The sequence below is a fragment of the Streptomyces sp. NPDC017246 genome (assembly GCF_044331325.1).
Taxonomy (GTDB): domain Bacteria; phylum Actinomycetota; class Actinomycetes; order Streptomycetales; family Streptomycetaceae; genus Streptomyces.
This window is the reverse complement of sequence record NZ_JBIRMW010000018.1, coordinates 16,448-42,808: the sequence shown is the minus strand read 5'-3', so window position 1 is coordinate 42,808 and position 26,361 is coordinate 16,448. Positions and strand designations below refer to the sequence as shown.

General features: G+C 73.4%; 25 protein-coding genes. 10 read left to right on the top strand and 15 right to left on the bottom strand.

Translation table 11 applies throughout. The annotated features are described in order from the left end of the window. Positions 1-145 precede the first annotated feature (145 nt). Together ACH4MY_RS32150 and ACH4MY_RS32145 are read left to right on the top strand one after the other, a co-directional pair. Positions 146-436 (top strand): hypothetical protein, encoded by a 291-nt coding sequence (locus ACH4MY_RS32150; protein ID WP_398007488.1) that lies wholly within the window; start codon positions 146-148, stop codon positions 434-436. A 69-nt stretch (positions 437-505) separates the two neighbouring features. Next, positions 506-907 (top strand): antitoxin, encoded by a 402-nt coding sequence (locus ACH4MY_RS32145; RefSeq protein ID WP_398007487.1) that lies wholly within the window; start codon positions 506-508, stop codon positions 905-907. A 113-nt stretch (positions 908-1,020) separates the two neighbouring features. Here ACH4MY_RS32145 and ACH4MY_RS32140 read toward each other — a convergent pair whose 3' ends face one another. Both ACH4MY_RS32140 and miaB read right to left on the bottom strand, forming a co-directional pair. After that, complete coding sequence (locus ACH4MY_RS32140) at positions 1,021-1,791, bottom strand: class III extradiol dioxygenase subunit B-like domain-containing protein (RefSeq protein WP_398007485.1); 771 nt, start codon at positions 1,789-1,791, stop codon at positions 1,021-1,023. Positions 1,792-1,979: 188 nt separating this feature from the next. Further along, positions 1,980-3,512: a tRNA (N6-isopentenyl adenosine(37)-C2)-methylthiotransferase MiaB gene (miaB, locus tag ACH4MY_RS32135; protein ID WP_398007483.1), complete on the bottom strand. Its 1,533-nt coding sequence runs from the start codon at positions 3,510-3,512 to the stop codon at positions 1,980-1,982. A gap of 261 nt (positions 3,513-3,773) precedes the next feature. Here miaB and ACH4MY_RS32130 point away from each other — a divergent pair, with 261 nt between their 5' ends. The 3 genes from ACH4MY_RS32130 to ACH4MY_RS32120 all read left to right on the top strand — a co-directional run bounded on the left by ACH4MY_RS32130 (position 3,774) and on the right by ACH4MY_RS32120 (position 7,770). Next, positions 3,774-4,826 carry an ArsR/SmtB family transcription factor gene (locus tag ACH4MY_RS32130; protein WP_398007481.1) on the top strand — a complete coding sequence of 351 codons (1,053 nt, stop codon included), beginning with the start codon at positions 3,774-3,776 and terminating at the stop codon, positions 4,824-4,826. A 425-nt stretch (positions 4,827-5,251) separates the two neighbouring features. Beyond that, positions 5,252-5,446, top strand: a complete 195-nt coding sequence (locus ACH4MY_RS32125; protein WP_398007479.1) for a hypothetical protein — start codon at positions 5,252-5,254, stop codon at positions 5,444-5,446. Next, a complete protein-coding gene (locus ACH4MY_RS32120) occupies positions 5,443-7,770 on the top strand; it encodes a TOMM precursor leader peptide-binding protein (RefSeq protein ID WP_398007478.1) in 2,328 nt (775 codons plus the stop codon). The genes ACH4MY_RS32125 and ACH4MY_RS32120 overlap by 4 nt, the downstream gene beginning before the upstream one ends. Before the next feature lie 104 nt (positions 7,771-7,874). Here ACH4MY_RS32120 and ACH4MY_RS32115 read toward each other — a convergent pair whose 3' ends face one another. Beyond that, entirely contained in the window at positions 7,875-8,231 is a 357-nt protein-coding gene (locus ACH4MY_RS32115) for a transposase (RefSeq protein WP_398007477.1), read from the bottom strand. 160 nt (positions 8,232-8,391) lie between these two features. Between ACH4MY_RS32115 and ACH4MY_RS32110 the strand changes: the two genes are divergently transcribed. After that, positions 8,392-9,672 carry a sensor histidine kinase gene (locus ACH4MY_RS32110; RefSeq protein WP_398007475.1) on the top strand — a complete coding sequence of 427 codons (1,281 nt, stop codon included), beginning with the start codon at positions 8,392-8,394 and terminating at the stop codon, positions 9,670-9,672. Positions 9,673-9,747: 75 nt separating this feature from the next. After that, entirely contained in the window at positions 9,748-10,359 is a 612-nt protein-coding gene (locus tag ACH4MY_RS32105) for a response regulator transcription factor (protein WP_189832448.1), read from the top strand. Positions 10,360-10,409: 50 nt separating this feature from the next. Here the strand turns inward: ACH4MY_RS32105 and ACH4MY_RS32100 are convergent, their stop codons facing one another. From ACH4MY_RS32100 to ACH4MY_RS32050, 11 genes are all read right to left on the bottom strand, one after another. Then, positions 10,410-11,159, bottom strand: a complete 750-nt coding sequence (locus ACH4MY_RS32100; RefSeq protein WP_398007473.1) for an NADH oxidase — start codon at positions 11,157-11,159, stop codon at positions 10,410-10,412. A 125-nt stretch (positions 11,160-11,284) separates the two neighbouring features. Then, positions 11,285-11,959, bottom strand: a complete 675-nt coding sequence (locus ACH4MY_RS32095) for a 4'-phosphopantetheinyl transferase (RefSeq protein ID WP_398007471.1) — start codon at positions 11,957-11,959, stop codon at positions 11,285-11,287. Beyond that, the gene (locus ACH4MY_RS32090; RefSeq protein WP_398007469.1) at positions 11,956-13,437 is read right to left on the bottom strand and encodes a condensation domain-containing protein; all 1,482 of its coding nucleotides are present in this window, start codon (positions 13,435-13,437) and stop codon (positions 11,956-11,958) included. Before ACH4MY_RS32090 ends, ACH4MY_RS32095 begins: the two co-directional genes overlap by 4 nt. Continuing rightward, entirely contained in the window at positions 13,434-14,102 is a 669-nt protein-coding gene (locus ACH4MY_RS32085; protein WP_398007467.1) for a phosphopantetheine-binding protein, read from the bottom strand. Before ACH4MY_RS32085 ends, ACH4MY_RS32090 begins: the two co-directional genes overlap by 4 nt. Next, positions 14,099-15,916, bottom strand: a complete 1,818-nt coding sequence (locus ACH4MY_RS32080) for an acyl-CoA dehydrogenase (RefSeq protein ID WP_398007465.1) — start codon at positions 15,914-15,916, stop codon at positions 14,099-14,101. Before ACH4MY_RS32080 ends, ACH4MY_RS32085 begins: the two co-directional genes overlap by 4 nt. After that, complete coding sequence (locus ACH4MY_RS32075) at positions 15,913-17,682, bottom strand: acyl-CoA dehydrogenase family protein (RefSeq protein ID WP_398007463.1); 1,770 nt, start codon at positions 17,680-17,682, stop codon at positions 15,913-15,915. Before ACH4MY_RS32075 ends, ACH4MY_RS32080 begins: the two co-directional genes overlap by 4 nt. A gap of 245 nt (positions 17,683-17,927) precedes the next feature. After that, complete coding sequence (locus ACH4MY_RS32070; protein ID WP_398007461.1) at positions 17,928-18,887, bottom strand: TauD/TfdA dioxygenase family protein; 960 nt, start codon at positions 18,885-18,887, stop codon at positions 17,928-17,930. Next, complete coding sequence (locus ACH4MY_RS32065) at positions 18,884-19,306, bottom strand: lasso peptide biosynthesis B2 protein (RefSeq protein ID WP_398007459.1); 423 nt, start codon at positions 19,304-19,306, stop codon at positions 18,884-18,886. Before ACH4MY_RS32065 ends, ACH4MY_RS32070 begins: the two co-directional genes overlap by 4 nt. After that, positions 19,303-19,560, bottom strand: a complete 258-nt coding sequence (locus ACH4MY_RS32060) for a lasso peptide biosynthesis PqqD family chaperone (RefSeq protein ID WP_398007457.1) — start codon at positions 19,558-19,560, stop codon at positions 19,303-19,305. The genes ACH4MY_RS32065 and ACH4MY_RS32060 overlap by 4 nt, the downstream gene beginning before the upstream one ends. After that, a complete protein-coding gene (locus ACH4MY_RS32055) occupies positions 19,541-21,709 on the bottom strand; it encodes an asparagine synthase-related protein (RefSeq protein ID WP_398007455.1) in 2,169 nt (722 codons plus the stop codon). Before ACH4MY_RS32055 ends, ACH4MY_RS32060 begins: the two co-directional genes overlap by 20 nt. Before the next feature lie 117 nt (positions 21,710-21,826). Beyond that, positions 21,827-21,952: a lasso RiPP family leader peptide-containing protein gene (locus ACH4MY_RS32050; RefSeq protein WP_125666437.1), complete on the bottom strand. Its 126-nt coding sequence runs from the start codon at positions 21,950-21,952 to the stop codon at positions 21,827-21,829. 392 nt (positions 21,953-22,344) lie between these two features. Here ACH4MY_RS32050 and ACH4MY_RS32045 point away from each other — a divergent pair, with 392 nt between their 5' ends. From ACH4MY_RS32045 to ACH4MY_RS32035, 3 genes are all read left to right on the top strand, one after another. Continuing rightward, entirely contained in the window at positions 22,345-23,007 is a 663-nt protein-coding gene (locus ACH4MY_RS32045; protein WP_398007454.1) for a DedA family protein, read from the top strand. A gap of 233 nt (positions 23,008-23,240) precedes the next feature. Beyond that, on the top strand, positions 23,241-24,326 hold the full coding sequence (locus ACH4MY_RS32040; RefSeq protein ID WP_398007452.1) for a sensor histidine kinase: 1,086 nt from the start codon (positions 23,241-23,243) through the stop codon (positions 24,324-24,326). Next, positions 24,317-24,961, top strand: a complete 645-nt coding sequence (locus ACH4MY_RS32035) for a response regulator transcription factor (RefSeq protein ID WP_189832437.1) — start codon at positions 24,317-24,319, stop codon at positions 24,959-24,961. The genes ACH4MY_RS32040 and ACH4MY_RS32035 overlap by 10 nt, the downstream gene beginning before the upstream one ends. Before the next feature lie 66 nt (positions 24,962-25,027). On the opposite strand, the gene ACH4MY_RS32030 is transcribed toward ACH4MY_RS32035, so the two are convergent. After that, positions 25,028-26,056, bottom strand: coding sequence for an ornithine cyclodeaminase family protein (locus ACH4MY_RS32030; RefSeq protein WP_398007450.1), 1,029 nt, complete (start codon positions 26,054-26,056; stop codon positions 25,028-25,030). Between the last annotated feature and the right edge of the window lie 305 nt (positions 26,057-26,361).

Sequence of the window (26,361 nt, the reverse complement as noted above, 5' to 3'; positions counted from 1 at the left end):
CGAATGAGCTACGTGACGGGCCTCATCCGGCTTCGTTGCCTGTTGCGAGGTTCCGGCCGTCGATCGCCACGGAATCCCTCCCATCCGAGTACGCTATGGAGTGAATATGGGCGTTTTTGCAATGTTTCGCCGTAAGAAGCAGGATATGGCCGCGGTCTCGTCCGAGGAGGCCGGGGCCACAGCTCCGGCGGAGGACGGTGACACGGAGTCCGGGACGGACGCCCCGGATGCAGTGACCGCCGAAGCGGTGGAGGGCGCGGCCGGGGCCACGGCGGGCGACGAGGCCCCGGGGGTGACCGGTGCGCAGGACGCGGACGGCACCGACGCGGACGACGTGGCGACCGGAGCGGTCGCCGGGGAGGCCGTGGAGATCCCGAAGCAGCAGTCGGCCGAGGCCGCCGCGGACAACGAGGCGGGCGAAGGCGCCCGTCGCTAGGCCCCCGGGGCCCTGGGGGCAGGACACGGAACACGGACCCCACGGGGGTCCACGGAGGGAAGGTGCCCCATGGGTCTCCTGGATTCGCTGAAGGCCAAGCTCAGCCCCGCCAAGGACAAGGTCGCGGGCCTGGCGCAGCAGCACGGCGAGAAGATCGACCACGGACTGGACAAGGCCGCGAAACTGGTCGACGAGAAGACCAAGGGCAAGTACAGCGACAAGATCCAGTCCGGTACGGGCAAGGCCAAGGACGCCATCGACCGGATCGGTCACAAGGACGACGGGACGCCGGGGACCGGCGGAACTCCTGGAACCGGTGGGACGCCTGGGACCCCCGGGACACCTGGGACGTCTGGGACCCCCGGAACTCCTGGAACCAGTGGGACGCCTGGGACCCCCGGGACACCTGGGACGCCTGGAACCGGCGGGACGCCCGGGAGTGGCGGCCCGACCCCGCCGCCGGCCCCCTGACGGCCGAACGTCACCCGACAGTCCCTCCGCACGGCGGACGGCCGCGGAGCATCTCGCTCCGCGGCCGTCCGCCGTTCTCGTAGCCCCGCAGCGCTTGGCTCATCGCGCGTGGCTCAGGACCAGGCGGCGACGAAGTAGCCCACGCCGTACGGGGCGTCCTCGAAGAGCAGTCGGCCGTCGAGCCCCGCGCCCTCGGCGGCGCCCGCGAGGACCTGCCAGGGGGCGCGGCCCGCGACCTTCAGTTCGTACGCCGTCTCCGCTTCCAGGGCCAGCAGCGCGGTCACATCGGCCGTGCCGAGCGCGCGGGCGGCCTCCGCGTCGAAGCCCGCGGCCCGCTCGTCCAGATAGCCGGGGGCCTTCACGGTGCGGCAGGCACTGCCGTCGCCCATGACCAGGAGGGCGACCCGTCCGGCGGAGTCGGCGAGCCCGCGGCCGAGCCCGGCGCAGACGTCGGGCGTGGCCGCCTCGTCCACGCCCAGGCCCTCGATCGGCGCGTCCGCCCAGCCGGCACGGCCGAGGAGCCAGGCGGCGACGGAGAGGGAGACGGGCAGGGGGCGTCCTTCGGCGGGGCGTCCTTCGGCACCGCCGGCCGGTCGTCCGTCGGCGGGGTGCCCGGAGCCGTCACCGGCGGGGCCTTCGCCGAGGTGTACCGAGAGGTCGACGCCGAAGCCGGCGAAGGAGCCCGCCGTACCGGCCGGGTAGACGCCGTGGGCGCCCTCGGGCGCGGGCCCCACGACGTACAGCCGGTCCGGTCGGGCCGCGGCGAGCAGCCCGACGGCGTCGGCGCAGGCCGCCCGCGCGGCGTCCAGCTCGGGGGCGGCGCCGGTCGCGACCTGGGGCACGAGAAGCGGCGGGGAGGGACAGACGGCTGCGGCGACAAGCATGATCCGCAGCCTACTGCGCCCCGCCCACGGAGCCGGCGCCTTACGCGTGAGTCCCGCGGGCCGGGCCCACGCGTGAACCCCGCAGGCTTACCCGGTGCAGGCCCGCCGCACCCCAGTCCCGAAGGCCCACGCGTGAACCCTCAGGCCCGTGCGGCAGTCCCCCAGGCCCGGACCTGAGTTCCGCGGGCCTACGCGTGCGTCCCGCAGGCCGGGACCTCGGCCGCCGGGAGGGGTTCCGGGACGCCGATCTTCGGCAGGCCGAGCAGTACGCCGGCCGGCTTCGCCGTGGCCGCGGTGGTGCGCTTCTCCCAGGCGTCACCGGCGCGGGTGCGGCGGACCGAGGCGACGGGGCCCTCGGCGAGGAGGTGGTGCGGCGCCGCGTAGGTGATCTCGACGGTCACGACGTCGCCGGGCCGGACGTCCTCGTCCGGCTTGGTGAAGTGGACGAGCCGGTTGTCGGGGGCGCGGCCCGAGAGGCGGTCCGTGGCACCGTCCTTGCGGCCCTCGCCCTCGGCGACCATGACGTCGAGGGTGCGGCCGACCTGCTTCTTGTTCTCCGCCCAGGAGATCTCCTCCTGGAGGGCGACGAGCCGCATGTAGCGCTCCTGCACGACCTCCTTGGGGATCTGGTCCTCCATGTCGGCGGCCGGGGTCCCGGGGCGCTTGGAGTACTGGAAGGTGAAGGCGTTCGCGAAGCGGGCCTCGCGCACGGCGTGCATGGTCTGCTGGAAGTCCTCCTCGGTCTCGCCGGGGAAGCCCACGATGATGTCGGTGGAGATGGCGGCGTGCGGGATGGCCGCGCGGACCTTCTCGATGATCCCGAGAAAACGCTCCTGCCGGTACGAGCGGCGCATCGCCCGGAGGATCGAGTCCGAGCCCGACTGCATCGGCATGTGGAGCTGGGGCATCACGTTCGGCGTCTCGGCCATCGCCGCGATCACGTCGTCGGTGAAGTCACGGGGGTGCGGGGAGGTGAAGCGGACCCGCTCCAGGCCCTCGATCTGTCCGCAGGCGCGCAGCAGCTTGGAGAAGGCCTCGCGGTCGCCGAGGTCGGAGCCGTACGCGTTGACGTTCTGGCCGAGCAGGGTGATCTCGGAGACGCCCTCGGCGACCAGCGCCTCGATCTCGGCGAGGATGTCGCCGGGACGGCGGTCCTCCTCCTTGCCGCGCAGGGCGGGGACGATGCAGAAGGTGCAGGTGTTGTTGCAGCCGACGGAGATCGAGACCCAGGCGGCGTACGCGGACTCGCGGCGGGTCGGCAGCGTCGAGGGGAAGGCCTCGAGCGACTCGGCGATCTCGATCTGGGCCTCCTCCTGCACGCGGGCGCGCTCCAGGAGGACGGGCAGCTTGCCGATGTTGTGCGTGCCGAAGACCACGTCGACCCAGGGGGCCTTCTCGACGATCGTGTCGCGGTCCTTCTGGGCGAGACAGCCGCCGACGGCGATCTGCATGCCGGGGCGCGTGGTCTTCCGCGGGGCGAGCCGGCCGAGGTTGCCGTACAGCTTGTTGTCGGCGTTCTCACGGACCGCGCAGGTGTTGAAGACGACGACGTCGGCGTCCCCGTCGGAGCCCTTGGGAGCCTGGACGTAACCCGCCTCCTCCAGCAGACCGGAGAGCCGCTCGGAGTCGTGGACGTTCATCTGGCACCCGTAGGTGCGGATCTCATAGGTCTTGGTGCCGTCAACGCTCACTGCGGTGCTCCGGTCGCTGCTGCTCGTCATGCGTCCAAGGGTAGGCGGTCTCCGGAGAGCCTCCGCCCGGCACGGGAGCCGCGCTCCCGGGGCGTGGGGCGGAGCCCGCGGGTCCGGTGGGTGACGAGGACCGACGGAGCGCCCGGGTCCGGGGGTGGGCGGCGACCTGAGATTCTCATGCGGGAACGGGTGACGCACGCACACCGGCACCGGTACGCAGGCACTGTTCCCACGGGCGTCGTCGGCGCAGTGTCGAGGTGTTCTCACTCGACACCGAACGGGGCGGCATCGATGCAGCGGATTCACTTCACCGGGACCGATCTCGCGCGCGTCCGGTTGCGGAGCAGTCTCGGGCCCCTCCTGGAGGGCGTCTTCGCGACCCGGCTGCTCGTACGACCGGCACGCGGCGACGTGTACGCGCGCTGGCGGATCGCGGTACGGAACTCGATACGCGGCAGCAGCCGGGCCGCGCTGCCACTACCGCACTCGCCGGGCGCCGAGACGCCGCTGCTGAGGCTGCTCGAAACGGTCGACCGGGGGGTGCCCGCGCAGCGGACGGAGGCGGAGCGGCTGGCCCTCGACGTGTGGCGCGCGGGGGTCTTCCCGTACGCGGAGCGCATGCTGGAACGCCTGGAGGCCGTCTGCCACGCGCACTGCCGGGAGGCGGCGGCGGGCGGTGTGGAGGGGCTGCTGTCGACGCTGCACCCGCGGATCTCCTGGCGGGGCCCGGTCCTGGAGGTGGAGGGCGGCCCCGACCGGGACATCCGTCTGGACGGACGGGGACTCGTCCTCAAGCCCTCCGTGTTCCTGCCGGGTGAGGCCGGCCGGGTCCTCGCGCCGGAGCGGGAGAGCGGTCAGACCGTGCTGGTCTTCGCCGCCGACCCGGAGCTGACGGAGGGCTGGCACGAGACACCCGCCGCGACCGGCGCGGAGGACGGCGACGACGACGGGGAGGCCAGGGCGCTCAGCGCGCTCGTGGGGCAGACCCGGGCGGCGGCGCTGCGGGTGCTCACCGACACCTCCACGAACTCGGAGCTCGCCGCCCGGCTCGGTGTCTCGCCCGGGGTGGCGAGCCGTCACGCGGCCGTGCTGCGCGAGACCGGCCTGATCACCACGCGCAGAGTGGGCAGCAGCGCGCTGCACACGGTGACCCCGCTGGGCATGGCCCTGCTCGGCGGGCAGCCGCTCAACGTGCTGCCGTTCACCGCCGCCCGGGACGCGCGGGGCGGCGCGGGTGCCGGGAGCGGCGGCCCCCGGGCGTCCAGACCGGGCGGCGGGCGCGGGAGCGGGGGTGTGGGGGCGGGCCGGGGCGTCGTGGCGCCGCGCGCGTTCCGTACGGCCTGAGACCGAGGGGTGCGGGACGGCCTGAGACCGAGGGGTGCGGGACGGCCTGAGGCCGAGGGGTGCGTGATCGTCCGAGGCCGAGGGGTGTCGGCGTGACCGTCCGAGGCCGAGGGGTGTCGGCAGGACGGCCCGGGGTCCGGGGTCGCGAGTCGAGGTCGGGGGTCGGGCTCGGGGTCGGGGTCGGGGTGTGGAGTCGGAGTGCGGGACGAGGACGAGAGGTCGGAATGGGGGCTCCGGGTTCGGGCGTGACGGCTTCACATGTGGGCAGTGACCGCAGCACTGTCCGGCGCCGTGCCGCATTTTGCAGAATCTTGGCAGACACCGCATCACCGCACGGTCACCGCACGGTCATCGCACGCTCTGTGCTCTCCGTGCCGTGTACGTCCGTGCCGATCGAACGATTCGACCAAGGAGATTCCTTACCGATGAGCGACATCCTCACGAACCGCCCCCTCGCCGGCGACTCCTCCTTCGGCCCGGTCTCCGGCGCCGGTGCCGCCGGCCTGGTGATCGAGGACATCGACAACCTGGCGCCGCAGTCCGTGGCGCTGTTCACCATCTGTGTCATGGCGGCCCAGTCCGCCCCCCTCCAGAAGACGGGTGCACGGCTCAGCGCATGACCGTCATACGGGGGGAAGAACTGCCGACGGCCGCCGTCGACGCGGACCGGGTGGGCTTCAAGAGCCATCTGCGTCCCGAGACGGTGCCGGGGCAGGCGGTGTATCTGGTGTCCCAGCGGGGGCTGACGACGCTGCGCGGGGAGCACGCCGAGGTACTGGCGCCGCTGCTCGACGGCACGAGAAGTACGGCGGACGTTCTGCGGGAGGCCTCGCGCGTCCTGTCCGCGGACGAGGTCCTCGGCTCGCTGCGGGCGCTCGAAGCGGCGGGGCTGCTGCGGGTGCGGCCCGCCGGGCCGGGGCCGGTGGCCGGTCCGTCCACATCCACGGCGACGGCGACGGCGACCGAGGCGTTCTGGGATCTGCTGGGGCTCGACGGCGGGCGGGTGCCGGACGCCCTCGCCCGGGCACGGGTGCGGGTCGTGAGCCTGACGGACACGGAACCCGCCGAGTTCGCCCAGGCCTTGCGCGGCGCCGGGCTCGGCCCGGTGACGGACCCGACCGCTCCCGCCGAGCTGTCCGTCGTCCTCTGCGACGACTTCCTGGCCCCCGGGCTCGCCGATGTGGACGGCGCGCACCGGCGGGCGGGGACGGCCTGGCTTCCGGTGCGGCTCGGCTGGTCCGATCCCTGGATCGGACCGGTGTTCCAGCCGGGCGACGGGCCCTGCTGGCACTGCCTCGCGACCCGGCTGCGCGGTCACCGGCTGTCCGAAGGCCTGCTCCAGCACTCGCTGGGGCGGCCCGAGCCGGTGCCGCTGCCGCCGGCGACACTGCCCGTGGTCCGGGCGCTCGCCCTGCACCTCGCGGCCCTGGAGGCCGCCAAGTGGCTGGGCGGGCTGCGCAGTCCGGAGCAGTCGGCGGTCCGCACCCTGGACACCGTACGGCTGACGACCACCGCCCACCCGGTGGCCCGGATCCCGCAGTGCCGGTCGTGCGGGGATCCGGAGCTGGTGGCGCGGCAGGTCCGCGCCCCCTTCACAGCGGTCTCCCGGCCCAAGGTGTCCGGCGCCGGCAACGGGCACCGGGCGCTGACCCCGGAGCGGATGCTGGAGAAGTACGGGCATCTCGTCGATCCCGTGACGGGGGTCGTCAAGGAGATCAGCCGTGCTCCCGGCAGCCCCGCCTTTCTGCAGACCTTCCTCTCGGGGCACAACCTGGCGATGCCGGGCCGCTCGCTCGCGGGGCTGCGGGCGGGGCTGCGGAGTCTCAGCGGCGGGAAGGGGCTGACCGAGACCGAGGCGCGGGTCAGCGCCCTGTGCGAGGCGGTGGAGCGGCACAGCGGCACCCGGCAGGGTGACGAGCCGGTGGTCAGGGATTCGCTGCGCGGACTGGGCGCGGCGGCGATCCACCCCAACGACTGCCAGCTGTACGACGAGCGGCAGTTCCGGGAGCGGGACCGGTGGAACGCCCGGCGGTCGCGCTTCCAGTTCGTGCCGGAGCGGTTCGATCCGGACCGCCCCACCGACTGGACCCCGGTCTGGTCGCTCACCGGGCGGACCCAGCGGCTGCTGCCGACCTCGATGCTGTACTTCGGTCCCGAGGCGGGGCCCGACGGACTGTGGGCTGACTCGAACGGCAACGCGGCGGGCAGTACACGCGAGGACGCGCTGATCCAGGGCTTCCTGGAGCTGGTGGAGCGGGACGCGGTCGCCCTGTGGTGGTACAACCGCACCCGGCAGCCGGCCGTCGATCTCTCCGCATTTCCCGGGGATTACCTCCCTGAATTACTGGCCGGTTACCGGTCGGTCAACCGATCGGTATGGGTGATCGACCTCACCGCGGATTTCGGAATCCCGGTGATGGCGGCGTTGTCACGGCGTACGGACAAGCCCGCCGAAGACGTGATTTTCGGATTCGGCGCCCACTTCGATCCCCGGCTCGCCCTGCGGCGCGCCCTCACCGAAATGGGACAACTCCTCCCGGCGGTGAGCGGGGTTACTCGAGAAAACTCGGGATACCGCGTCGACGATCCCGAGGCGCTCGACTGGTGGCGCACCGCGACGGCGGCGAGCCATCCTTATCTGACGCCCGATCCGACGGTGCGGCCGCGCCGGCCCGAGGACTGGACATACGTCCCGACCAGGGATCTCCTCGACGACGTCCACATGATCACGGAGCTGACGCGGGACCGCGGCATGGAACTCCTGGTCCTTGACCAGACAAGAGCGGATCTCGATATTCCGGTGGTGAAGGTCATCGTTCCCGGGATGCGGCAATTCTGGGCACGGTTCGCGCCGGGGCGGCTCTACGACGTACCGGTGACACTCGGACGCCGAAGTTCTCCGCTGTCCCACGGAGAACTCAATCCTGTACCGCTGTTCGTCTAAGGGGCCGTCTCACGTGGCCCACGGGGCGGACCGGTGAAGGGGCCGACCGGCACACAGGTCGGCCTCTTCACCCGTCACCGGCCCTCTCGCCCGCGTCGGCCCCTTCACCCGTCGGCGCGGCACCGGAGATGGGCCGCGCCCACGATCGCCGCCACCCAGCCCGCCTCGCTCCCGTGACCGAGCGTCTCCACGGCCGCGCGGTCGAGGGCGTACCAGAGTCCGGAGTTCGACCAGACGGTGAAGCGGCGGTGGGCGGTGGCGGGCGACACACCGAAGGTGTCGGGCAGGAGTCGCCACGAACATCCGCTGGTCAGGACGTACACCACCGCGGTGAAGACCGCGCGCTCCGACAGCGGCGACGTCCCCCCGCCCTGCGGCCGTCGCGAGAACCTGGGCAACAGGGGAGCCGTCAGCTCCCACAGGGTGTCCGGCACCAGCCGGCAGGACAGTTCGGCACGCACGGAGGCATCATGCCGTACCGATCGGTACCACGTGAGACACTCCGCAACTCCACTCCTCCCACTCATAATTCACCAACGAGGCTTATGATCGAACACGAGTGTGGGCAGGGGTGCGACACGAGTGTGCGCAGGGGTGCGAACAGAAGAGGCCGCGAGGACGATGCCAGTTCCCGATGAGCTCAGCCATGACGACGTCACCGGTCGACGGGACCACGAGGAGAGACCGGAGGGGGCGGGGGCCCAGTACATCCCGATCGCCCCGAGATTCGCGACGGTGATCCTGACGTCGGCGCTCCTGAGCTACCTCGGCATCACCGCTCTGAACATCGCCGGGACGGGGCTCGATCCGTTACCCATGGGGATCTGCCTGCTGTGCCTGGTCGCCATCTTCGCGCTCCAGTTGCAGCACTCCCGGCCGGGGGCGGACCTCGTGTCCCCGCTCCGCAAACGCATCACGCTGAGCGCCCAGGCCCTCCTCACCTACCTACCGGTGATGGTCTTCGAGTCCCAGTGGGGCGCCATGGCGGGCTTCCTCGCCGGCTCCCTCCTCCTGCTCCTGCCCCCGCGGCTCGCCTGGCCGCTGTACGGAGCCGTCGGACTCAGCATGCTGGCACCGCCCGCGATCGACGGGCGACCGCTGATCGACAGCCTCTACCTCTTCCAGTCGACCCTGCTGACCGGTCTCGTGGTCTACGGGCTCTCCCGACTCGCCTCACTGGTGCGTCAGTTGCACGAGACGAAGAACGAGCTGGCACGGATGGCCGTGACCAAGGAGCGGCTGCGGATCTCGCGCAACCTCCACGACCTCCTGGGCTACAGCCTCTCCGCCATCACCCTCAAGAGCGAGCTCATCCACCGGCTCGTCCTCAGCCAGCCGCAGCGCGCCAAGGCGGAGATAGAGGACGTCCTCGCCCTCTCCCGCCAGTCCCTCGCCGATGTGCGGCGCGTCTCCCGCGGTCTGCGCGAGATGTCGCTCCAGAGCGAACTCGCCTCGGTCACCGGCCTCCTGGAGGCGACCGACGTGAAGGTGACCGCCGAGGTCCGTCTCGACGAGCTGGGCCCCGAGGTCAACACCGTCCTCGCCGCCGTGCTCCGCGAGGCCATCACCAACATGCTGCGCCACTCGCGCGCCACCGTCTGCTCCATCGAGGCGGTCCAGGACGCCGGACGGGTGCGGCTGGTCGTCACCAACGACGGCGTGGCCGCGGTCTACCGCGACACCTCGCAGGACAGCGGCGCGGGGCTCCAGAACCTGGCGATGCGGCTGCGCTCCGTCTCCGGCCGGCTCACCGTCGCCCACGGGTCCGAGGGAACCTTCCGGCTCACCGCGGAGGCGCCCGTCGCCGTCGTCCCGGGCCCCCGGAGGGCGAGCGAGGACACGGACCGCCGGCCGCGGGCCGAGGAGCCGTCCACGCTGCCGTGGACCGGCCCGGCCGCCTGACACGTCCCCCCCACCATCAGCGGAGATCCTCCGCGCCGTCACCACGGGCCCACAAGGCCCAGAGGAGTTACCGCCATGGACATCCGCATTCTGCTGGCCGAGGACATGCACATGGTGCGCGGGGCGCTCGTGGCGCTGCTGAGCCTCCAGGACGACCTCACGGTCGTCTGCGAGGTCGCGCGCGGCGACGAGATCGTCCAGGCGGCGCTCGAACACCGCCCCGACGTCGCCGTGATCGACATCGACCTGCCCGGGCTCGACGGCCTCAGCGCGGCGGCGAGACTGCGGGAGCGGATGCCGGAATGCCGCATCCTCATCCTCACCAACCTCGGGCGCCCGGGGACACTGCGCCGGGCGCTCATGGCGCAGGTGTCCGGCTATCTCCTCAAGGACGCGCCACCGGGTGAACTGGCCAGTGCGATACGGCGGGTGGCCGCCGGACAGCGGGTGATCGACCCGCAGCTGGCCCTCGACACCTGGAACAGCGAGGAGACCCCGCTCACCGAACGGGAGACGGAGGTCCTCCAGCTGGCCGCCGAGGGCCGCGACCCGGCGGAGATCGCCAAGGTGCTGCGGCTCTCCCTGGGCACCGTACGGAACTACCTCACGACCATCGTCTCCAAGCTCAACGCGCGCAACCGCGTGGACGCGATCCGCACGGCGCGGGAAGCGGGCTGGCTGGTGTAGCCGGCCGCCCGGACCACTTCGGACGCCTGGGCCGCGGGTGAGTCGGCCGCCTAGACCGCGTCGGACGCCTGGGCCATCGGCGCGCCGGACGGCGGGTCCGACGGCTCGCTGACCCGCGCGCCGGACGGCTCGGGTACCGGCGGGTCCGACGGCTCGGGTACCGGCGGACCGGACGGCGGGAGCGCGGGCGGGGGGTCCACCGGGACCGCCATGCCCGCCGCGAGGAGGTAGCCGATGACCCCGCGGGTCACGCCCGGCGGCAGCGGCAGCGCGGCCACCGCGTCCTCCGCCCGGCACGGACGCGTCAGCATCCCCACGATCCACACCGCCTCCGGGCGGTGCACCACCACCCGGTACGGGCTGTCGCGCACCTCCATCACCAGGCCGTCCGCCCGCAGCACCAGAGAGGTGCCGACCACCAGCCGGAACCGGCGGTCCGCCGGCACCGTGCCGAGCCGGAACGAGGCCTCCCTGCGGAGCGGATGCACCGAGAGGAGCGGGCCCAGCAGGTCGTCCATGGCGATGGTCCGCACCACCAGGTGCGCGACCTCCCGCAGGACGGGAAGCAGGATCAGACCGCCGGGAGCTCCGGTGCCGGGCACCCGACCCACGTTGGTCAGGCGCACCGGCCCCAGTTGCATACGGCGCAGGGCCTCTCGTACGAGGCCGTCGGTCTTGAGCCGGTGGGCACCCCATCGACCGCTGAGGACGGTCTCGAAGTCGTCGTCTCCCCCGACGAGGATCACGTCCTCGTCCAACGACCAGAGGTGCACCACCTGATGCTCATCCGTGTCGCTCAATGGGGCCTTCCCGGTCGAGACGGATGTCTCCTGAAAGTATCGGCAGGCTTCCGGCCGCGGGACAGGTCAGTGAACACACCGCGCGCATGAAGATCTCATACGGGATTCCCCACTTGCGGTGCCGCTCACCTCGGTTCCCCTCCCGACGGCGTCGGATACGGCGGCACCAGGACCGAGGTGACGACGAGCCCCCTCTCCACCGTCCAGCGTCCCGTGAACCCCTCGGGAGGAACCCTCGGATGGGACGCGAACAGCCGCGCCGTGAAGCTTCCGGCCGGGTCCATGGCGATGTCGGCCTCCTCGTGCCCCAGCCACCGGTACGTGAGGGGGAACCAGGCCTTGTAGACCGACTCCTTCATGCTGAACAGAAGCCGGTCCCAGCGGACGAGGGGGTGCCGGCCGGACAGTTCGGCGATCCGGCGCAGCTCCGTCGGCAGCGCGATCAGCTCCAGCACGCCGTCCGGCAGCGGCAGATGGGGCTCGACGTCGATACCCAGGGAACGGGCGTCGGCCTGCCGGGCGACGGCGGCGGCGCGGTATCCGTCGTGGTGGGTCATGCTGCCGACGATGCCGGGCGGCCACACGGGTGCGCCGCGCCGCCCCCGCGGGATGGGAACGGGCGGCATCCCGAGGCCCGCGAGCGCGCGGCGGGCGCACCAGCGGGCGGTGGTGAACTCGGCCAGCCGCTTGGGCGCGGCGGTGCGGACCGCCTCGCGTTCCAGGCCGAGGAGGGTCAGTCCGGGCGGGTCTTCGAAGGCCTCGGCCACGGACACCGGGGGCGGCAGAAGAGTTCCGATCACAGGAGCCTGGCCAGGGGGAGGTCGGGTCGGCCGGCGACGGCGTCGAGCAGTTCCAGGAAGCGTCGCCGATGACGGGAGACGTCGTCGGGGCCGTAGCGACGGGAGTTCGCGCGGAACTCGAGACGCAGTCCGTACGGGGGAAGGCCGCCGGGGGCGGCGCGTTCCTCCTGCCGCGCGGGGAACTCCCGGTAGACGTTGAGGTCGACATCGGCGACCAGCCCCACCGGGTGCTGGCGGCACGTCACGCGGCACGAGCCGAAGCCCGGCAGCGTGCCGAAGGTCATGACGTTGACCTGCGGCGCGGGCGGGGCTCCGGCCGCGCCCTCCGTACGGTCCTGCGGGCCGCCGGACCGGTGACGCTGATGGCGCAGTGCCTCCCTGATCTTCACCGCGGTGTGCCGTACGAGTGCGGAGAAGCCCGCGTCGGGGTCGACGGTGAGCCGGAGGGGCAGTTCGTTGGCGAGCTGGGCGGGCGTGTCGAGCTCGGCGCGTGAACGGCGGGCCGTCACGGGGAGGTTGACGACGACCTCGGTACGGGCGCCGTACCGGTCGTACGACCGGACGGCGGTGGCGGCGATCAGGGTGGCCGCCTCGTGGCCGACGGGCACGGGGCCCTCGCCCCGGCCCGCGCCGAGGAGGGCGGCGAGTCGGCGGGGCGTCAGCACGGCGGTCAGGGAGACGGCGGGGCCGGGGGGCGCGGCGGGGAGGTGCCCGGCGTACTCGGCGTACTGGGCGTGCTCGGCGTGCCAGTAGGCGGCGTCCTCCCTGTGCTGGGGCGAACCGAGATAGGCCGCCTCGTCGGCGGCGAGCCGTTCGAGGGGTACGGCGGCGGTGGCCGTCGGGGCCCGGCCGCTCTCGAAGGCGTCGTACAGCTCGGCGAGCCGCCGCAGGTACAGGTACTGGCCGAAGCCGTCCAGGACGATGTGGTGGTAGCGGAAGTACAGCAGGGCCCGCTCGGGGCCCAGGAGGAACAGCTCGTGCGCGCAGGGGTCCTGGCCGGCGAGGTCCGTCACCGTGGCCAGGTCGGCCCGTATCCGCGCGTCGGCGACCGCCTCCGGATCCGCCTCGTGCCGGAGATCGGTGACGGTGAGGACCGGCAGGGGCGGCGGCACGAGGGCACGGCGGGGTCCGTCGGGCGTGCCGCGGAAGCGGGTCCGGAGCGTCTCCGTCTCACCGAGCGCCCGCGCCACGGCGCGGTGCAGGGCGAGCCGGTCGAGGGCACCGGTGAGCATGAGGGCGACGCCGCACTCGTAGAGCGGAACCGCGGGCGCGCGCCGCTGACTCTCCCAGATCTCGTACTGCGCGGCGGCGAGCTGCCGGGGGCGCCCCCTGGCCCGGGTCGACGTGGGCGCGGGGCCACAGGGCGCCGCCTGCGCCCCGGGCAACGGGGCGCGGGCCGGGGTGGCGGCGGCCGGGGCCGGGGCGGCCGGGGTCGAGGCGGCCGGGGTCGAGGCGGCGGGTGAACTCTCGGGGGTCACCGGACGGCCGCCCGGACGTCACCGGCGGACGTCGGCGCCGACGGGTGCGGGAACGCCTCCGGGGCCGGAGCGGCCTCGCCGGGTCCGGCCGGGGCCGTGCCGGCGCCCCGCTCGGGGGCGGTTCCCCGCTCGGGGGCGGCGCTCCTGTCGGGGGCGGTGCTCCTGCCGGGTACGGCGACGAGGTCGGGGGCGGCGACGAGGTCGGCCGGGTCGACCAGCCCCAACCGGGCGAGGCCGACAGCGGTGGCGGCGCCTGCCAGGGTGGCCGGATCCGTTGGCGCGGCGGTGGCCGCCAGGTCCGCCGGTGCGGCTTCACCGGCCGGGGGCGCCGTGCTCGCCGGTGCGGCCGTCGCCGTCAGGTCCGCCGTACCCACCGGGTCCGCCGTGGGCGGGGCGGGGGGTTCCACCGCGGCGCACAGGGCGTTCAGGGTCGGGTTGTCCCAGAGGACCGTGGGGTCGACCATGACGCCCAGGCGGTCCTCCAGGTCGGCCGCCACCGAGAGGGCGTAGACCGAGTCCAGGCCGTACTCGCTCAGCGGGGTGTCCGGTGACAGGTCCGCCGGGGACATCCGGAGGTGTTCGGCCACCCGGGCGGCGAGCCAGGCACGGGTGGTCGCCGGCTCCTGCTCGGTGCCGTTCTCGGTCGCTGTTCGGCTGTGGCTCACGGGGTTCTTCCTTCTGCGTCGGCGGAGTGTTGAGGGGCGCGCGGCAGGAGCGTGTACCCGCCGCCGGTCCGGTGGCGCTCGACGAGCCGCTCCCACAGCGCGTCCTCCAGCGGGCGCGGCAGGGCGCGGGCCGCCGCGCCCCGTGGTGTGCTCAGGCGGTGGAGCGCCGCCGCCGCCCAGTCCGGTTCCGAGAGCTCCGGGGTGCCGGTGCGGTGGGCCCGCGACCAGGTCCCGAGGCAGGCGGCCGCGGTCAGGAGCGTGGTGTACCGGGTCGTCAGGTCGTACGCGTACGGGCTCGCCGCCACCGACAGTTCCCCGGGGTCGAGCGCCGCGCACGCCTCGGCCAGCCGGGCGGGTTCGCGCGCGAACCGCTCGGCATGGGTACGCAGCAGGCCGTACGCGGCTCCCCCGCCGTCCGGCAGCCCGGCGAGCCCGGCGGCGATCGAGGTGCTGAGGCTCTCGCGGCCCCCGGCGCTCAGCGCCAGCGCCTTGAAGTCCAGCGGCGGCAGCTCCTCCCCCGGCGCGAACAGCGAGGCCGGCGGTGTCCGGTACTCCCGCCAGGCCCGCCGTGCGAGGAGCGGCAGTTGGGGCAGGAGCGAGACCTGGCAGGCCGCGCGCGCGGCGTGCCCGAAGCCGACGGGCTGGATGTCCCGGAGCAGTTTCTGGAAGAGGGCGCTGGGGCCCTCCCGCAGATAGAAGTGGGCGCCGAGCACTCCGGACAGCCGGTTCATCGCCTCCATCAGGATCCCCGACACGACGTACTTCACCGCCTGCGCGTGGATCGCCGTCTCGCCCGGCAGCAGGTGCAGGGCGCGGGTGGCGACGGTCGCGAAGCAGTCGGCGGTGAGGAGGTCGACGTACACACCGGTGAGGACGGACCGCACATGCGGCAGGTCGGCCGCCGTCCTGCCGTACAGACGGCGGTTCCGCACGTGCCGCAGTGCCGTGTCCAGGGCGGTGTCGACGATGCCGACGGACATCGACACGAGGGTGGTGCGGGTGATCTGGAAGGAGCGCAGCGCGGTCTCCAGGCCGCGGCCGGGCGTCCCGCCCAGGACGCTCGTGGCGGGCAGCGGGCAGGAGTCGAACCGCAGGCCGCCGAGCTGGACCCCCCGCATGCCGGTGGTCCGGTGGCGGGGCAGATGGGTCAGGCGGCCGGCGGGGACGTCCGCGACCGGGACGTACACCTGGGAATGGCTGCGGCTGCCGGGGGCGGTGGAGGTGCGGGCGAGGAGGACGAGCGCGTCGGCGCGCCGGGCGTTGGTGATGACCTCCTTGCGCCCGTCGAGGACGAGCCGGTCGCCCCTGGGCAGGGCGGTGAACTCCGTGCCGGCCATGTCGTTGCCGTGGGCGAGCTCGTGGTAGCCGACGGCGATCCGGCCGCCGCGTCGGAGCAACTCGGCTGCGGACGCGCGCTGTTCGTCGTCGCCCGTGGTCCAGATGTTGACGGCGGCGATGAACGAGGCCGCGCCGTGGCCGAGTCCGAGACAGGGGTCGCGGCGGTAGACGGTCCGCATCACGTCGACGAGGTGGTCGAGGCGGGTGAGGCGGCCGCCGAGCTCTTCCGGGACGAACTCGGTGTGCAGGCCGTACGTGTGCAGGGCGTCCTCGCCCGCGGCGAGCATCTCGCCGCGCTCGTCGGCGTCGAGGACGGCGTCGCGGCCGACCGGGTTGCCGGGGTCGTCGGGGTCGCCGAGGAGCGCGTCGAGTGCGCCGAGCCGGGCGGGGCCGGGCGGTGCGGAGGGGGCGGCGGGCCGTTCCGGCTCCGCCGGAGTCGTGGGCGGCGCCGTTTCGGTGCCTCGCGTCGTGCTCATCGCGTGCCGTCCTGCCGCCGTGGCGACGGGAGTGTCAGGGAGTGGTGGGCCGGTCCGAGGAGGCCGTCGGCCAGGCGGTCGTGGGCCTCCGCCCGGCGTTCGTCGGCGGGGAGGCCCAGTCGGGTCAGGATCAGGGCGAGGCCCGAGCGGAGCCGGAGACCGGTGTCCGCGGTGCGGGGGCCGGCCGTCCAGCGGTGCAGGACGGCCGCTCCCGCGAAGCACAGTTCGTACCGTTCGGCCAGGTCGAACGCGGTCTGGGGGACGTCCCTCGGGGTGCGGTCGAGGGATTCCATGCTGCGGTGCGCCGCCCGGGTCACGGCTTCGAGTTCCGCGGCCATCCTGGCCGTCTCCCGGGGAAGGAGTCCGTGCCGGGCCGCGCGGCGGACCTCGCCGACCGCCTCCGGGAGGAGTTCGACGACCGTGCTGCCCGCGGACAGGAGCCGGAGCCGCTCCGGGCCGAAGGGGGGAAGTGGGCCCGTGACGGTGGCGGGGAGGGCCGCCCGGTTCGCGCGGCCGCCGCGCCAGGAGCGGGCCAGGGAGGGGAAGTGGTCGACGGTGAGGTTGCGGGTGACGGCGGTGCTGCCGTCGAAGACGGCGACGATCCGGTGGTCGCGTTCCAGCTTGGCGAAGGAGCCGTCCAGGTATCCGTCGCTCAGGAAGCCCCGTACGCCCAGGAGTTCGGTGATCCGGTCCAGGGCGTCCTGGACCAGGTTCGGGACGAGGGCCTTGGTGACGGCGGAGACGAGGGCGAGTTCCGGGGTGAGCGTGTGGATCGCGCGGGCGGCGACGTCCACCACGGCCTCGGCCACGTCGAGCGCGGCCGCGGCCTCGCCCAGTGTGCGGCGCACCCGGGGCAGGGTGGCGAGGTCGCGGCCGTAGAGGTTGCGGCCCCGGGCGTACGGGACGGCGACGTCGAGCGCGTGGTCGAGGGCGCCGAGCGAGAGCGCCGTGCACAGGATGCGGGTGAGCTGGAGGGTCCGCAGGACGGTGTCGAGTCCGGTGCCGGTCTCTCCGACGAGGGCGTCGTCGTCGATCACCGCTCCGTCGAAGGCGATGCCGCTGATGTCGGCGCCCCGGATGCCATGGGTGCGGACCTTGGGCAGGACGCGGTACGAGCCGGGCGCGAGGCGGGTCTTGTCGACGAGGAAGACGCTGAAGCCACGGGGTCCGCCGCTCTCCCGTGTGCGGGCGAGGAGGCAGACGTACCGGCTCCGTCCGGCGTTGTTGATCAGCCATTTCTCGCCGTCGAGACGCCAGCCGCCGCCGGGGACGGGCCGGGCGGTGAGCCCGCCCGCGAGGAGGTCCCCGCCGTGGTCGCGTTCGGTCAGGGCCCAGGAGACGACGGCTCCGCGGCGGACGCCGTCGGCGAGCCGGGCGGCCTGGTCGGGGCGGCCGGCGAGCCAGACGGGTGCGGCGCCGAGGAAGGTCTTGCCGTGGGCGACGGCGACGGTGAGGTCGCGGCGGGCCACGGACCGCTGGAGGCCGACGAGTTCGGGCATGTCGCGGAGCCGTCCGCCGTGCCGGACGTCGACGTAGTGGGCGGGCAGTCCGAGGGCGTCGAGCGCGGCGCAGGCCTCCGTGGGGAAGTCCTCCCGCCGGTCGAGCTCGGCGTTGGCGGCGGCGCCGAACGGCCCGGACGCCGGGTCGGACCCGTCCAGGAGCGTCCCGAACGCGGTGGCGGAAGCGGTGGCGGAAGCGCCGGGGGGGGCACTGGCGGAAGCGGCGGGGGATGCCGCGGCGGACGCGGTGGCGGAGCTCTGGGACACGGTGGGTTCCCGGGGTTCGTGGGCCGGCCGGGCCGGTTCGGACGGGGCTGGACGGGTCGGTGCGGACGGGGGGCCGGCCGAGCCGGTGCGGACGGAGGCCGGCCGGGCCGGTTCGGACGGGGCTGGGCGGGCCGGGAGGGACGTCCGAGGTCTTCGCCGCTGTGGGGGTGCGCGGGCGGCGCTGCGGCGAAGACCCCGGCGGTCGGGGCGACGGCGGCCGGGGGGGGGGTGACCGTCGTCGCCGTTCAGGGGGTGGTGGCCGGGACGGCGGGTTCGCGGTCCGGCGTCCGGGCCCGGCGGTGCTCCGTCGTCTCCTCGGAGCTCCGACCGGCCGCTCGCCCGGCGGCCCCCTCCGCCGTCCGTCGCGGTTCCGTCACGGGGACGGCGGTGGTGATCCGGCGTGTGATCTTGCGCCGGCCCGGCGCGGCCGGGACCGCCTTGTGCAGGACGGAGGTGTTGTCCCAGACCAGGACGTCACCGACGCTCCAGCGGTGCCGGAGGACGTGGCTGGGCCGGGTCACCGTCCCGTAGAGGCGGTCGAGCAGACGCCCGCCCTCCTCCGGTGTGCGGCCCGGGATCTCCCTGAGCCAGTGCTCGTTGAGGACGAGGGCACGGCGGCCGGTGGTGTGGTGGGTGGTGACGAGCGGGCGGACGAAGTCGGTGAGTTCGGCGAGCTGGCGGTTCCGCTCGGCCTCGGACAGGGCGACGGTCCGCATGGCGGTCGCGCGGCGCATGTCCTGTTCGGCGATCCGCCGGCAGGGGAAGCCGCCGTCGAGGCCGTCGACCTCGGCGCGCAGGTCGCCGGGGAGCGCCGTGTATCCGGCGCGGAGGTCGGCGAACAGCGTCTCGCCCTCGGAATCCGGCGCCTCGTCGCAGGTCAGTACGCTGACCAGCGGCATGTCGGGGGCGAAGGAGCCGTCGGCGTGCCAGTACTGCCCGCCGGCGTTGGCGCCGAGTCCCCGCACATTGGACTGGAGGCGTACGTGGGGCTGTCCGGGCACCCGGTGCTCGGCGGGGAAGACCGTCCGGGGTTCGCCGAAGCAGCGGGCGAGCGCGGTGAGGGCCTCGGGGTCGCGCGGGAATCCGGTCAGATGGAGCACCCCGTACTCCCAGAGCAGTGCGCGCAGGGTCTCCGGTCCCCTCTCGGGGGTGAAGCCGTCGACGCGCAGTCCCAGGCCGAAGCCGGTGAGTTCCGTCGTTCTCATGACCTCTCCCGGGGAGGCACGCGGATCAGGGTGGTGTGGTAGCCGCGCGGGTACGGCTCGTCGACGGGCTCGTCGTCGACCTCGACCCAGGCGTGGGCGAGGAAGGGCACGACGCGGACGCCGGAGCACCAGGTGGGCCACTGGCCGCGGAGGCGGCAGAGCAGCGCGGTGGCGAGGGAGCGCTGGACGCAGCCCTCCCCGGCGCAGCTGACGCTGACGGCGACGACCTCGGCGCGGCTGCGCGCGGCCTCCTCGGTGGTGGCCGGGCGGGCGCCCTTGCGCAGGAATTCGAGGACGGTGCGGATACGGGCGGGCGGCCGGCGCATCAGGACCCGGGCGGCGGCGACGGCGAGCCACGGCAGGGGGCGCCGGTGCACGGCGAGCCTCGGGCGGTCGACGATGGCGACGGGCGAGCTCATGCCGTCACCAGTCCGGCGCCGCGCAGCTTGTCCACGAGTCCGGCGGCGTCCCGGGCGGCCCGGTCGGCGGGGACGGCTGCCCCGGCGGCGGCGTCGAGGGCGGCCTGCCGGGTGTCCCGGCCGGCGAGCAGCGCCTGGAGGAGGCGTGCGCCGGAGCCGTTGAGCCGCCAGTAGCGGCCGGTGCGTTCGTCGAGGAGGACGGCGCCGTCGTCGGTCTCGGCGATCGACACTCCGTCAGCGAGGCTGAGGGACACGGTGGTTCTCCTCCTGGGTCGGCACGGCCGGAACGGCCGGGGCGCTCGGAACGGTCGGGTGGGCCGCGGCGGGGGCCGGGGCCGCCGGGGGGTGGGGCAGGGCGTGGGCCGGGGCCGGTACGCCGCTGGGCGCGTCGGCCGTGGGCGCGGGCCCGGTCGTCGCCGCTCCGCTCGGCGCCGGCGCGGCGTCGGTGACGGGCGCGGCGTCAGTGGGCGCGGCGTCGGTGACGGATGCGGCGCCGGTGGGTGCGGCGTCGGTGACGGATGCGGCCGTCGTGACCCGCAGGACCTCGTCCGCCGGTGGCAGGTTCCAACTCGACCGCGCCCTGAGCCAGTTCTCCACGGCCATCGTGGCGTCGAGGGCGCCCCACGGCAGTCCCGGCGGATAGGCGGCGAGGGCCATGTGGCGGAGGGTCCCCGTGTCGATCAGGCCGAGACCGGCGAGGAGCGGCTGGTCGAAGAGCTCGGCGATCTGGCCCCGGTGGTGCTGCTGGCCCCGGAAGAAGTCGTCGGAGAACTCGCCCTTGGTGGCCCGCTTGAGGGAGCCCTCGGGCATGGTGCCGCGCATCGCCTCGACCATCAGCGGCTTGTACGTCCACGGGGAGCTGCGCTCCTCGGGTCGTACCGCGAGGCAGGCCTCCAGGACCCGGTCGTCCAGATAAGGGGCCTGGAGGACCGCGCCCGCGCCGGCGGTCACCGTCTCGGCGAGCCGGACGGCGGCGCCGAGCTGGCGGGCCAGGTCGACGGTGGTGTGGGCGGCGCGGGTGGGGGCGTACGGCCGGGCCCCTTCGGCGCGGCGGCGCATCTCGTCGGCGAGGCCGACGGCGGCGTCGCCGGTGACCCACGGCGGCAGCCGCAGCGGGTACTCCCAGCCGAACAGCGGCTGGTTGGCGGGCGGGAAGGCGCTGGTGAGGGCGTCGGCCTCGGCCGTGAGCCAGGTGCCGTAGGGGCGCCGGTCGGCGAGTGCCCGCAGGGTCGCGGTCGTCGACCAGCGGCGCAGGGCCCGCATGCCGGCGAGGTGTTCGCGGGCGAGGGCGGGACGGCGGCGGGTCAGGTCGTGGAGATAGCTGGGCTTGACCGCGAGGACCTCGTCGCCGCCGTGGCCGGTGAGGTGGACACCGGCGCCGACCGCGGCGAGACGGCGGGCGGTCTCGCGGAGCCTGGCCACCGGCCGTATCCAGCGGGTGGGTTCGTCGAGGCCCGTGACCGGCCGGGCCACGTCCTCGAACATGTCGGGGAGTTCGCCCGGTCCGAAGACGGTGTGGGTGATGTGGTCGCCGTCGAGCAGGTCCTGCGCCTTGGCGGCCCAGATGTGGTCGTCGTGGGTGGGGTCGGCCACCCCGATGCGGACGGTGACGAGGGAACCCGCCGCGCGGCCGGTGGCCTCGGCGGCGAGGAAGCTGAGGGGGGTGGAGTCGAGTCCGCCCGAGAGGTCGGAGCCGACGACCGCGTGTGCGCGGACCCGGACGGCGACGGCGTCGGCGAGGGCCCGGGCGAGCGCGGGGCCGCCCTGCGTGCGGTCCAGTTCCTGGGGCGGCGGCCGCCACCACGTGCGGGTGCGGGCCGTGCCGTCGGCGGCGATCAGCAGGCAGGCGTCCGGCGGCACCAGGTCGACCCCGGACCAGACCGGTTCGGTGAGCGAGGACGGGGTCATGGCGAGGAGTCGGGCGGTGAGCCGTACCGGGTCGAGCGGCGCGTCGGTGAGGGCGGCGAGCAGATCGGCCCGGTCGGCGGCGAGGGTCGTACCGGCGAGGGTGGTGGTGAAGACCCTGCGGACACCGGACGCGGTGCCCTGGACACGGACCTCTCCGTCGACGCTCGCCACGAGGTGGGCGCTGCCGGTGAGGGAGGCGGCGAGGGCGTCGAGATCGGCCGTGGTGCGTACGCGGCGGGCCCAGTCGGCGAGTTCGCCCGCGGTCAGGGCGTGCGTTCCGGTGACGAGCAGCGCGGTGGCGCCGTGCCGGGCGGCGACGGCGCCGGCGGCGCCGGTCGTGCCGTCGGGGGCGTTGCCGACGACCCAGGGCCGGCCCGACGCGTGGGTGAGGGTGAATCCGATACGGTCGCGCAGCCGCCGCGCCACCGGGAGCGCGGACGCGCTGTCGGGCAGGGCGACGAACCAGGGCCCGGAAAGGGCCGGGTTCTCCAGCATGTTTCCTCCGCGATTCCGGCAGGACGGCGGCAGGGCGGAATGCGAGGGGAAACCCCGCATTCCGCCGCCGCATGGCATCAACTAATTCATTCGGTCAACAACGATCCCCTGCGGGGATTAGTCGAAGTGAATGAAGAAGTCGGCCAGCGGGAAGCCGACGCCTCGGGTGAGCTCGTCGTAGTCGCCCAGCTCGGAGAGCTCGGGGACCTCGTAGACCTGACCGGTCTCGATCTCCTTCTCCATGACAGACCTCCTGTTGTCGACGGATCTGAAAAGCGTCCGGGCGGTGTTTCGCTCGAACGAGATTCAACGTAGACCCGGCGCAACGGAAAGGAACAGGGATTCCCGCGGACCTGGCAGGAACGGGTCATCGCGGCCGTCGATCCGCCCCTCGAAAGGGTCCGTCGGCCCGCTTCTCCGGCCACTCCTGAACGCGTCCGGCGGTCCGCCGCCGGAGCACGTCCGGCGGCGGGTCCCCGTACCCCGACCCTGCGGAAAACCGCAGGGTCGGAAGTGCGGAGAACACCACCGGGGTGGACGGCAACCCTCATACCGGCGCTGAGCAGCGCTTTCTAAGTTTGAGGAAGAAGAACGGGGCGCCCGCCCCCACCGTCCCCGCCAGCTTGGAGTCCCTGATGAACCTCACCACCATGGCGCTCGCCCAGCAGCCCGCGGACGGCGTCGCCGGCTGGGCCGCCGACCTCGTCGACACCATGGGCGGCCCGGGAGCCGGTCTCGCCATCGCCCTGGAGAACCTCTTCCCGCCGCTGCCCAGCGAGGTCATCCTGCCGCTGACCGGCTTCGCCGCCGGTCAGGGCGTGCTGAGCCTGGCCTCGGCGCTGTTCTGGACGACGCTCGGTTCGGTGGTCGGCGCGGTGGCGCTCTACTGGATCGGGGTGCTCTTCGGCCGGGAGCGGATGCACGCGATCTGGGGGAAGCTGCCCCTGGTGAAGGCCTCCGACCTGGTGCGTACCGAGGAGTGGTTCTCCAAGCACGGGACGAAGGCGGTCTTCCTCGGCAGGATGGTGCCGATCTTCCGGAGCCTGATCTCGGTGCCCGCCGGTGTCGAGCGGATGCCGATGCCCCTCTTCATCATGCTCACCACGCTCGGCAGCCTCATCTGGAACAGCATCCTGGTGATGGCCGGCTACTGGCTGGGCGACCAGTGGGACGTCGTGGAGACCTATGTCGGTGTCCTGTCGAAGGTCGTCCTGGTCATGGTCGTCGTCGCCATCGTCGCCTACGTGGCGGTCCGTGTCCGCAGCCGCAGCCAGGCCCAGCACCGGCGCGCCTCGTGACCCTCGGCTCCCGCCCCACCCGTACGGCACCGCTTCCCGCACAGCCCGGGCGATCTTGCCCGGGCTGTGCGGGCGCACTAGTCTCGGGCCCCGTGCAAGGGGATTTAGCAGGCACCGCGTCCGACCGACCGCCGACGAATTCCGGCGGGGACGGCGCCGGTGAGGACCAGACCGTCACCCGTACGACCACCCCGTCCCGGCCCCGCCGCGGACTGGGGATTCTCCTCGGCTGCGTGACCGCCCTGGTCGGCGCCCTCTACTTCCTCGTCGTCGGCGCGGCCCTCGGACCGTTCCTGCTCTGGCCGCGGACCCGGTCCAGCGCCCTGGAGATCCTGATGGCCGGCGCCCGGCGCCTGGTCACCCTCGAACGGGTCCGCCGCTCCGCCTTCTTCGGCGATCTCTTCCCCGAGCACTACAAGGCCTCGGACCAGAAGATCCTGCGCTACCTCGCGATCCGCAGCTACACCGGACTGCTCTGCGGAGTGGTCATCGGCCTTCTCGTCTTCGGCGGCGTCCTGGCCGGTCTCCTGGTCAACGGCGTGGTGCGGGGCACCCTCGGCTGGGACGAGCTCCTCACCCAGGTCCTGCTCGGCAGCGTGCTGCTCTTCCTCGACGTCCAGGGGCTCTACTCGCTGGCCGCGCTCGACGCCCGTACCGCCCGCGAGTGCTTCGGCCCCTCCGAGCGGGAGCTGCTCCAGCGCCGCATCGACGAACTCGCCACCAGCCGGGCCGCGGTCGTCGAGGCCGTCGACGCCGAGCGGCGGCGGATCGAGCGCGATCTGCACGACGGGGTCCAGCAGCGTCTGGTGGCGCTCGCCATGCTGATCGGCCGGGCGCGCCGGGGCCGCAACCCCGAGCGGGCCGACGCGCTGCTGCTCCAGGCGCACGAGGAGTCCCAGGGCGTGCTCACCGAACTGCGCGAGGTGGCCTGGCGGGTGTATCCGTCGGCGCTCGACAGCCTCGGTCTCGAGGAGGCGCTCGGCGGTGTCGCGGAGCGGTGCAGCATTCCGCTGCGGACCCGTTTCGAGGTCGACTCCCCGCTGCCGAGGCCGGTGGAGACCGCCGCCTACTTCGTGGTGTCGGAGTCCGTGACGAACGCGGCCAAGCACTCCTCGGCCTCGGCGATCTCGGTGGCGGTGGCTCTCGACGGGGCGCGGCTCACCGTACGGGTCGAGGACGACGGCACGGGCGGCGCGAACGAGACCGGCAGCGGGCTGACGGGACTGCGCAGCCGGGTGGCCGCGCTCGACGGCGTGCTGCACATCCACAGCCCCCTCGGGGGACCGACCACCATCACCGCGGAGCTTCCATGCGCGTAATCCTGGCCGAGGACTCGACCCTGCTGCGAGAGGGCCTGGTCAGGCTGCTCGTCGAGGAGGGCCACGAGGTCCTGGCGGCGCTGGGTGACGCGGTGACGCTGCTCAAGGAGGTCGAGGAGCAGCGGCCGGACATCGTCGTCGTCGACATCCGGATGCCCCCGACGCACACGGACGAGGGGCTGCGGGCGGCCGTCGAGATCCGGGAGCGCTGGCCCGAGGTCAGCGTGCTCGTCCTGTCGCAGCACATCGAGCGCAACTACGCGGCCAAGCTCCTCGCGTCCAACGCCGAGCGGGTCGGCTATCTCCTGAAGGACCGGGTGGCGCAGGTCGAGGAGTTCCTCGACGCGCTGGAGCGGATCCACGCCGGCGGGGCGGCGATCGACCCGGAGGTCGTACGCCAGCTGGTCATCCGGACCACGCACGGGGACCCGCTGGCGCGGCTGACGCCCCGGGAGCGCACGGTCCTCGAGGCGCTCGCGCAGGGCCATACGAACACGGCCATCGCGCAGAAGCTGCACATCTCGCTGAGTTCCGTGGAGAAGAACCTCAACACGGTCTTCGACAAGCTGGAGCTGTCCCACACCACCGGGTACAGCCGGCGGATCCTGGCGGTGCTCCGCTACCTGGAGTCGTAGCTCCGGGGAGCGGGCGGAACGGGCCGTCCCCGCCGATGGCGGCGGTGGGGACGGCCCGCGGCACGCCTACGCGAAGGCGTACGGGTTGAGCGCGTCCTCCGGCAGCTGCTCGATCTGGAGGTGGTCCCCCAGCCCCGCCTCGGCGGCGAGTTCGAGCAGGACGTCGAAGGCCACGTGGTCCTCCAGCGCGAAACCGGTGGAGTCGAAGACGGTGATCCCGTCCCGGTGTCCCGCCGCGAGGGCGGGCCGCTCGCACAGCTCCATGAGATCCGGCCCCAGGTCGGATTCGGTCAGCTGCTGGCCCTCCCCCTCGCGCAGGGACTGGCCCCGGTGGTCCGCCGTGACGAACGCCGACGTCAGCACGTGCCGCGGCACCTCGAACTTGCCTATGAGGTCGGCGCCGATGGCGTTGATGTGCACGTGCGGGCGGAGGTTCTCGCCGAGCAGCACCGGGCCGTCGCCGACCGCCACCGAGGTGACGGTGCAGATGATGTCGGCCTCGGCCTCGATCTCGGCGACCGTGGCCACCTTCACGTCGAGCCCGAGGAACTCCACCCGCTCGGCGAAGGACCGCGCGTGCTCCGGCTCGATGTCGTGGACGACGATCCGCTCCAGCGGGAACACCCGGCTCAGCGCGTGCGCCTGGGTCACCGCCTGCGCGCCCGCGCCGACGAGCCCGAGGACCTTGCTGTCCGGGCGGGCGAGGAGTCGGCTGGCGATCGCGGAGGCGGCGCCGGTACGGATCGCCGTCGGCAGGATGCCGTCGCAGACCGCGAGCAGCCGGCCCGTCACGTCGTCGTACCGGGTCATGGTCCCGATGATCGTGGGCAGCCGGAATTCCGTCGGGTTGGACGGCGTGTAGCCCACGGTCTTGATCGTGATCGACTCACCGGGCCGGTGGTGCGGCATCCATTCCAGGATGGCCGTGTCCCCGGGACCCCGTACGAACCCGTCGCGGGCCGGGGTGATGCCCCCGTGGCCGCCCTCCCGGAAGACCTCGCCGAGGCGGGCGATCATCCGGTCCATGAAATCGTCGAATCCCTTTTCATTGACGATCTTGGCAATATGCTGCCGCGTCAGGACAACAGTTTCCATTATTTCCCCTTGACTAACACCACTGGATGGCATTTTCCTGCCGCCGGGCTCGATTTGCCGTGCGGCCCCGAAGGGTGAATCGGAAAATGAAGCTAGCCGCCCGGATTTGCTCAGGTCAAGATTTTGCTCCAGGGCGTTACGGGAAACCGCAGGGTCCCCGTTACGGGAAACCACAGGGCGAAGGCTGCGGAAAACTGGGGCTGCCCAGGCGGTTTACCTCGTGTCCCCGCCCTCCTCCCGTGGCTAGCGTTCTACTCGTCGCAGAACGGCAGCCGCCCCGGCGGTTTCCGCAGCAATGGAAGGAA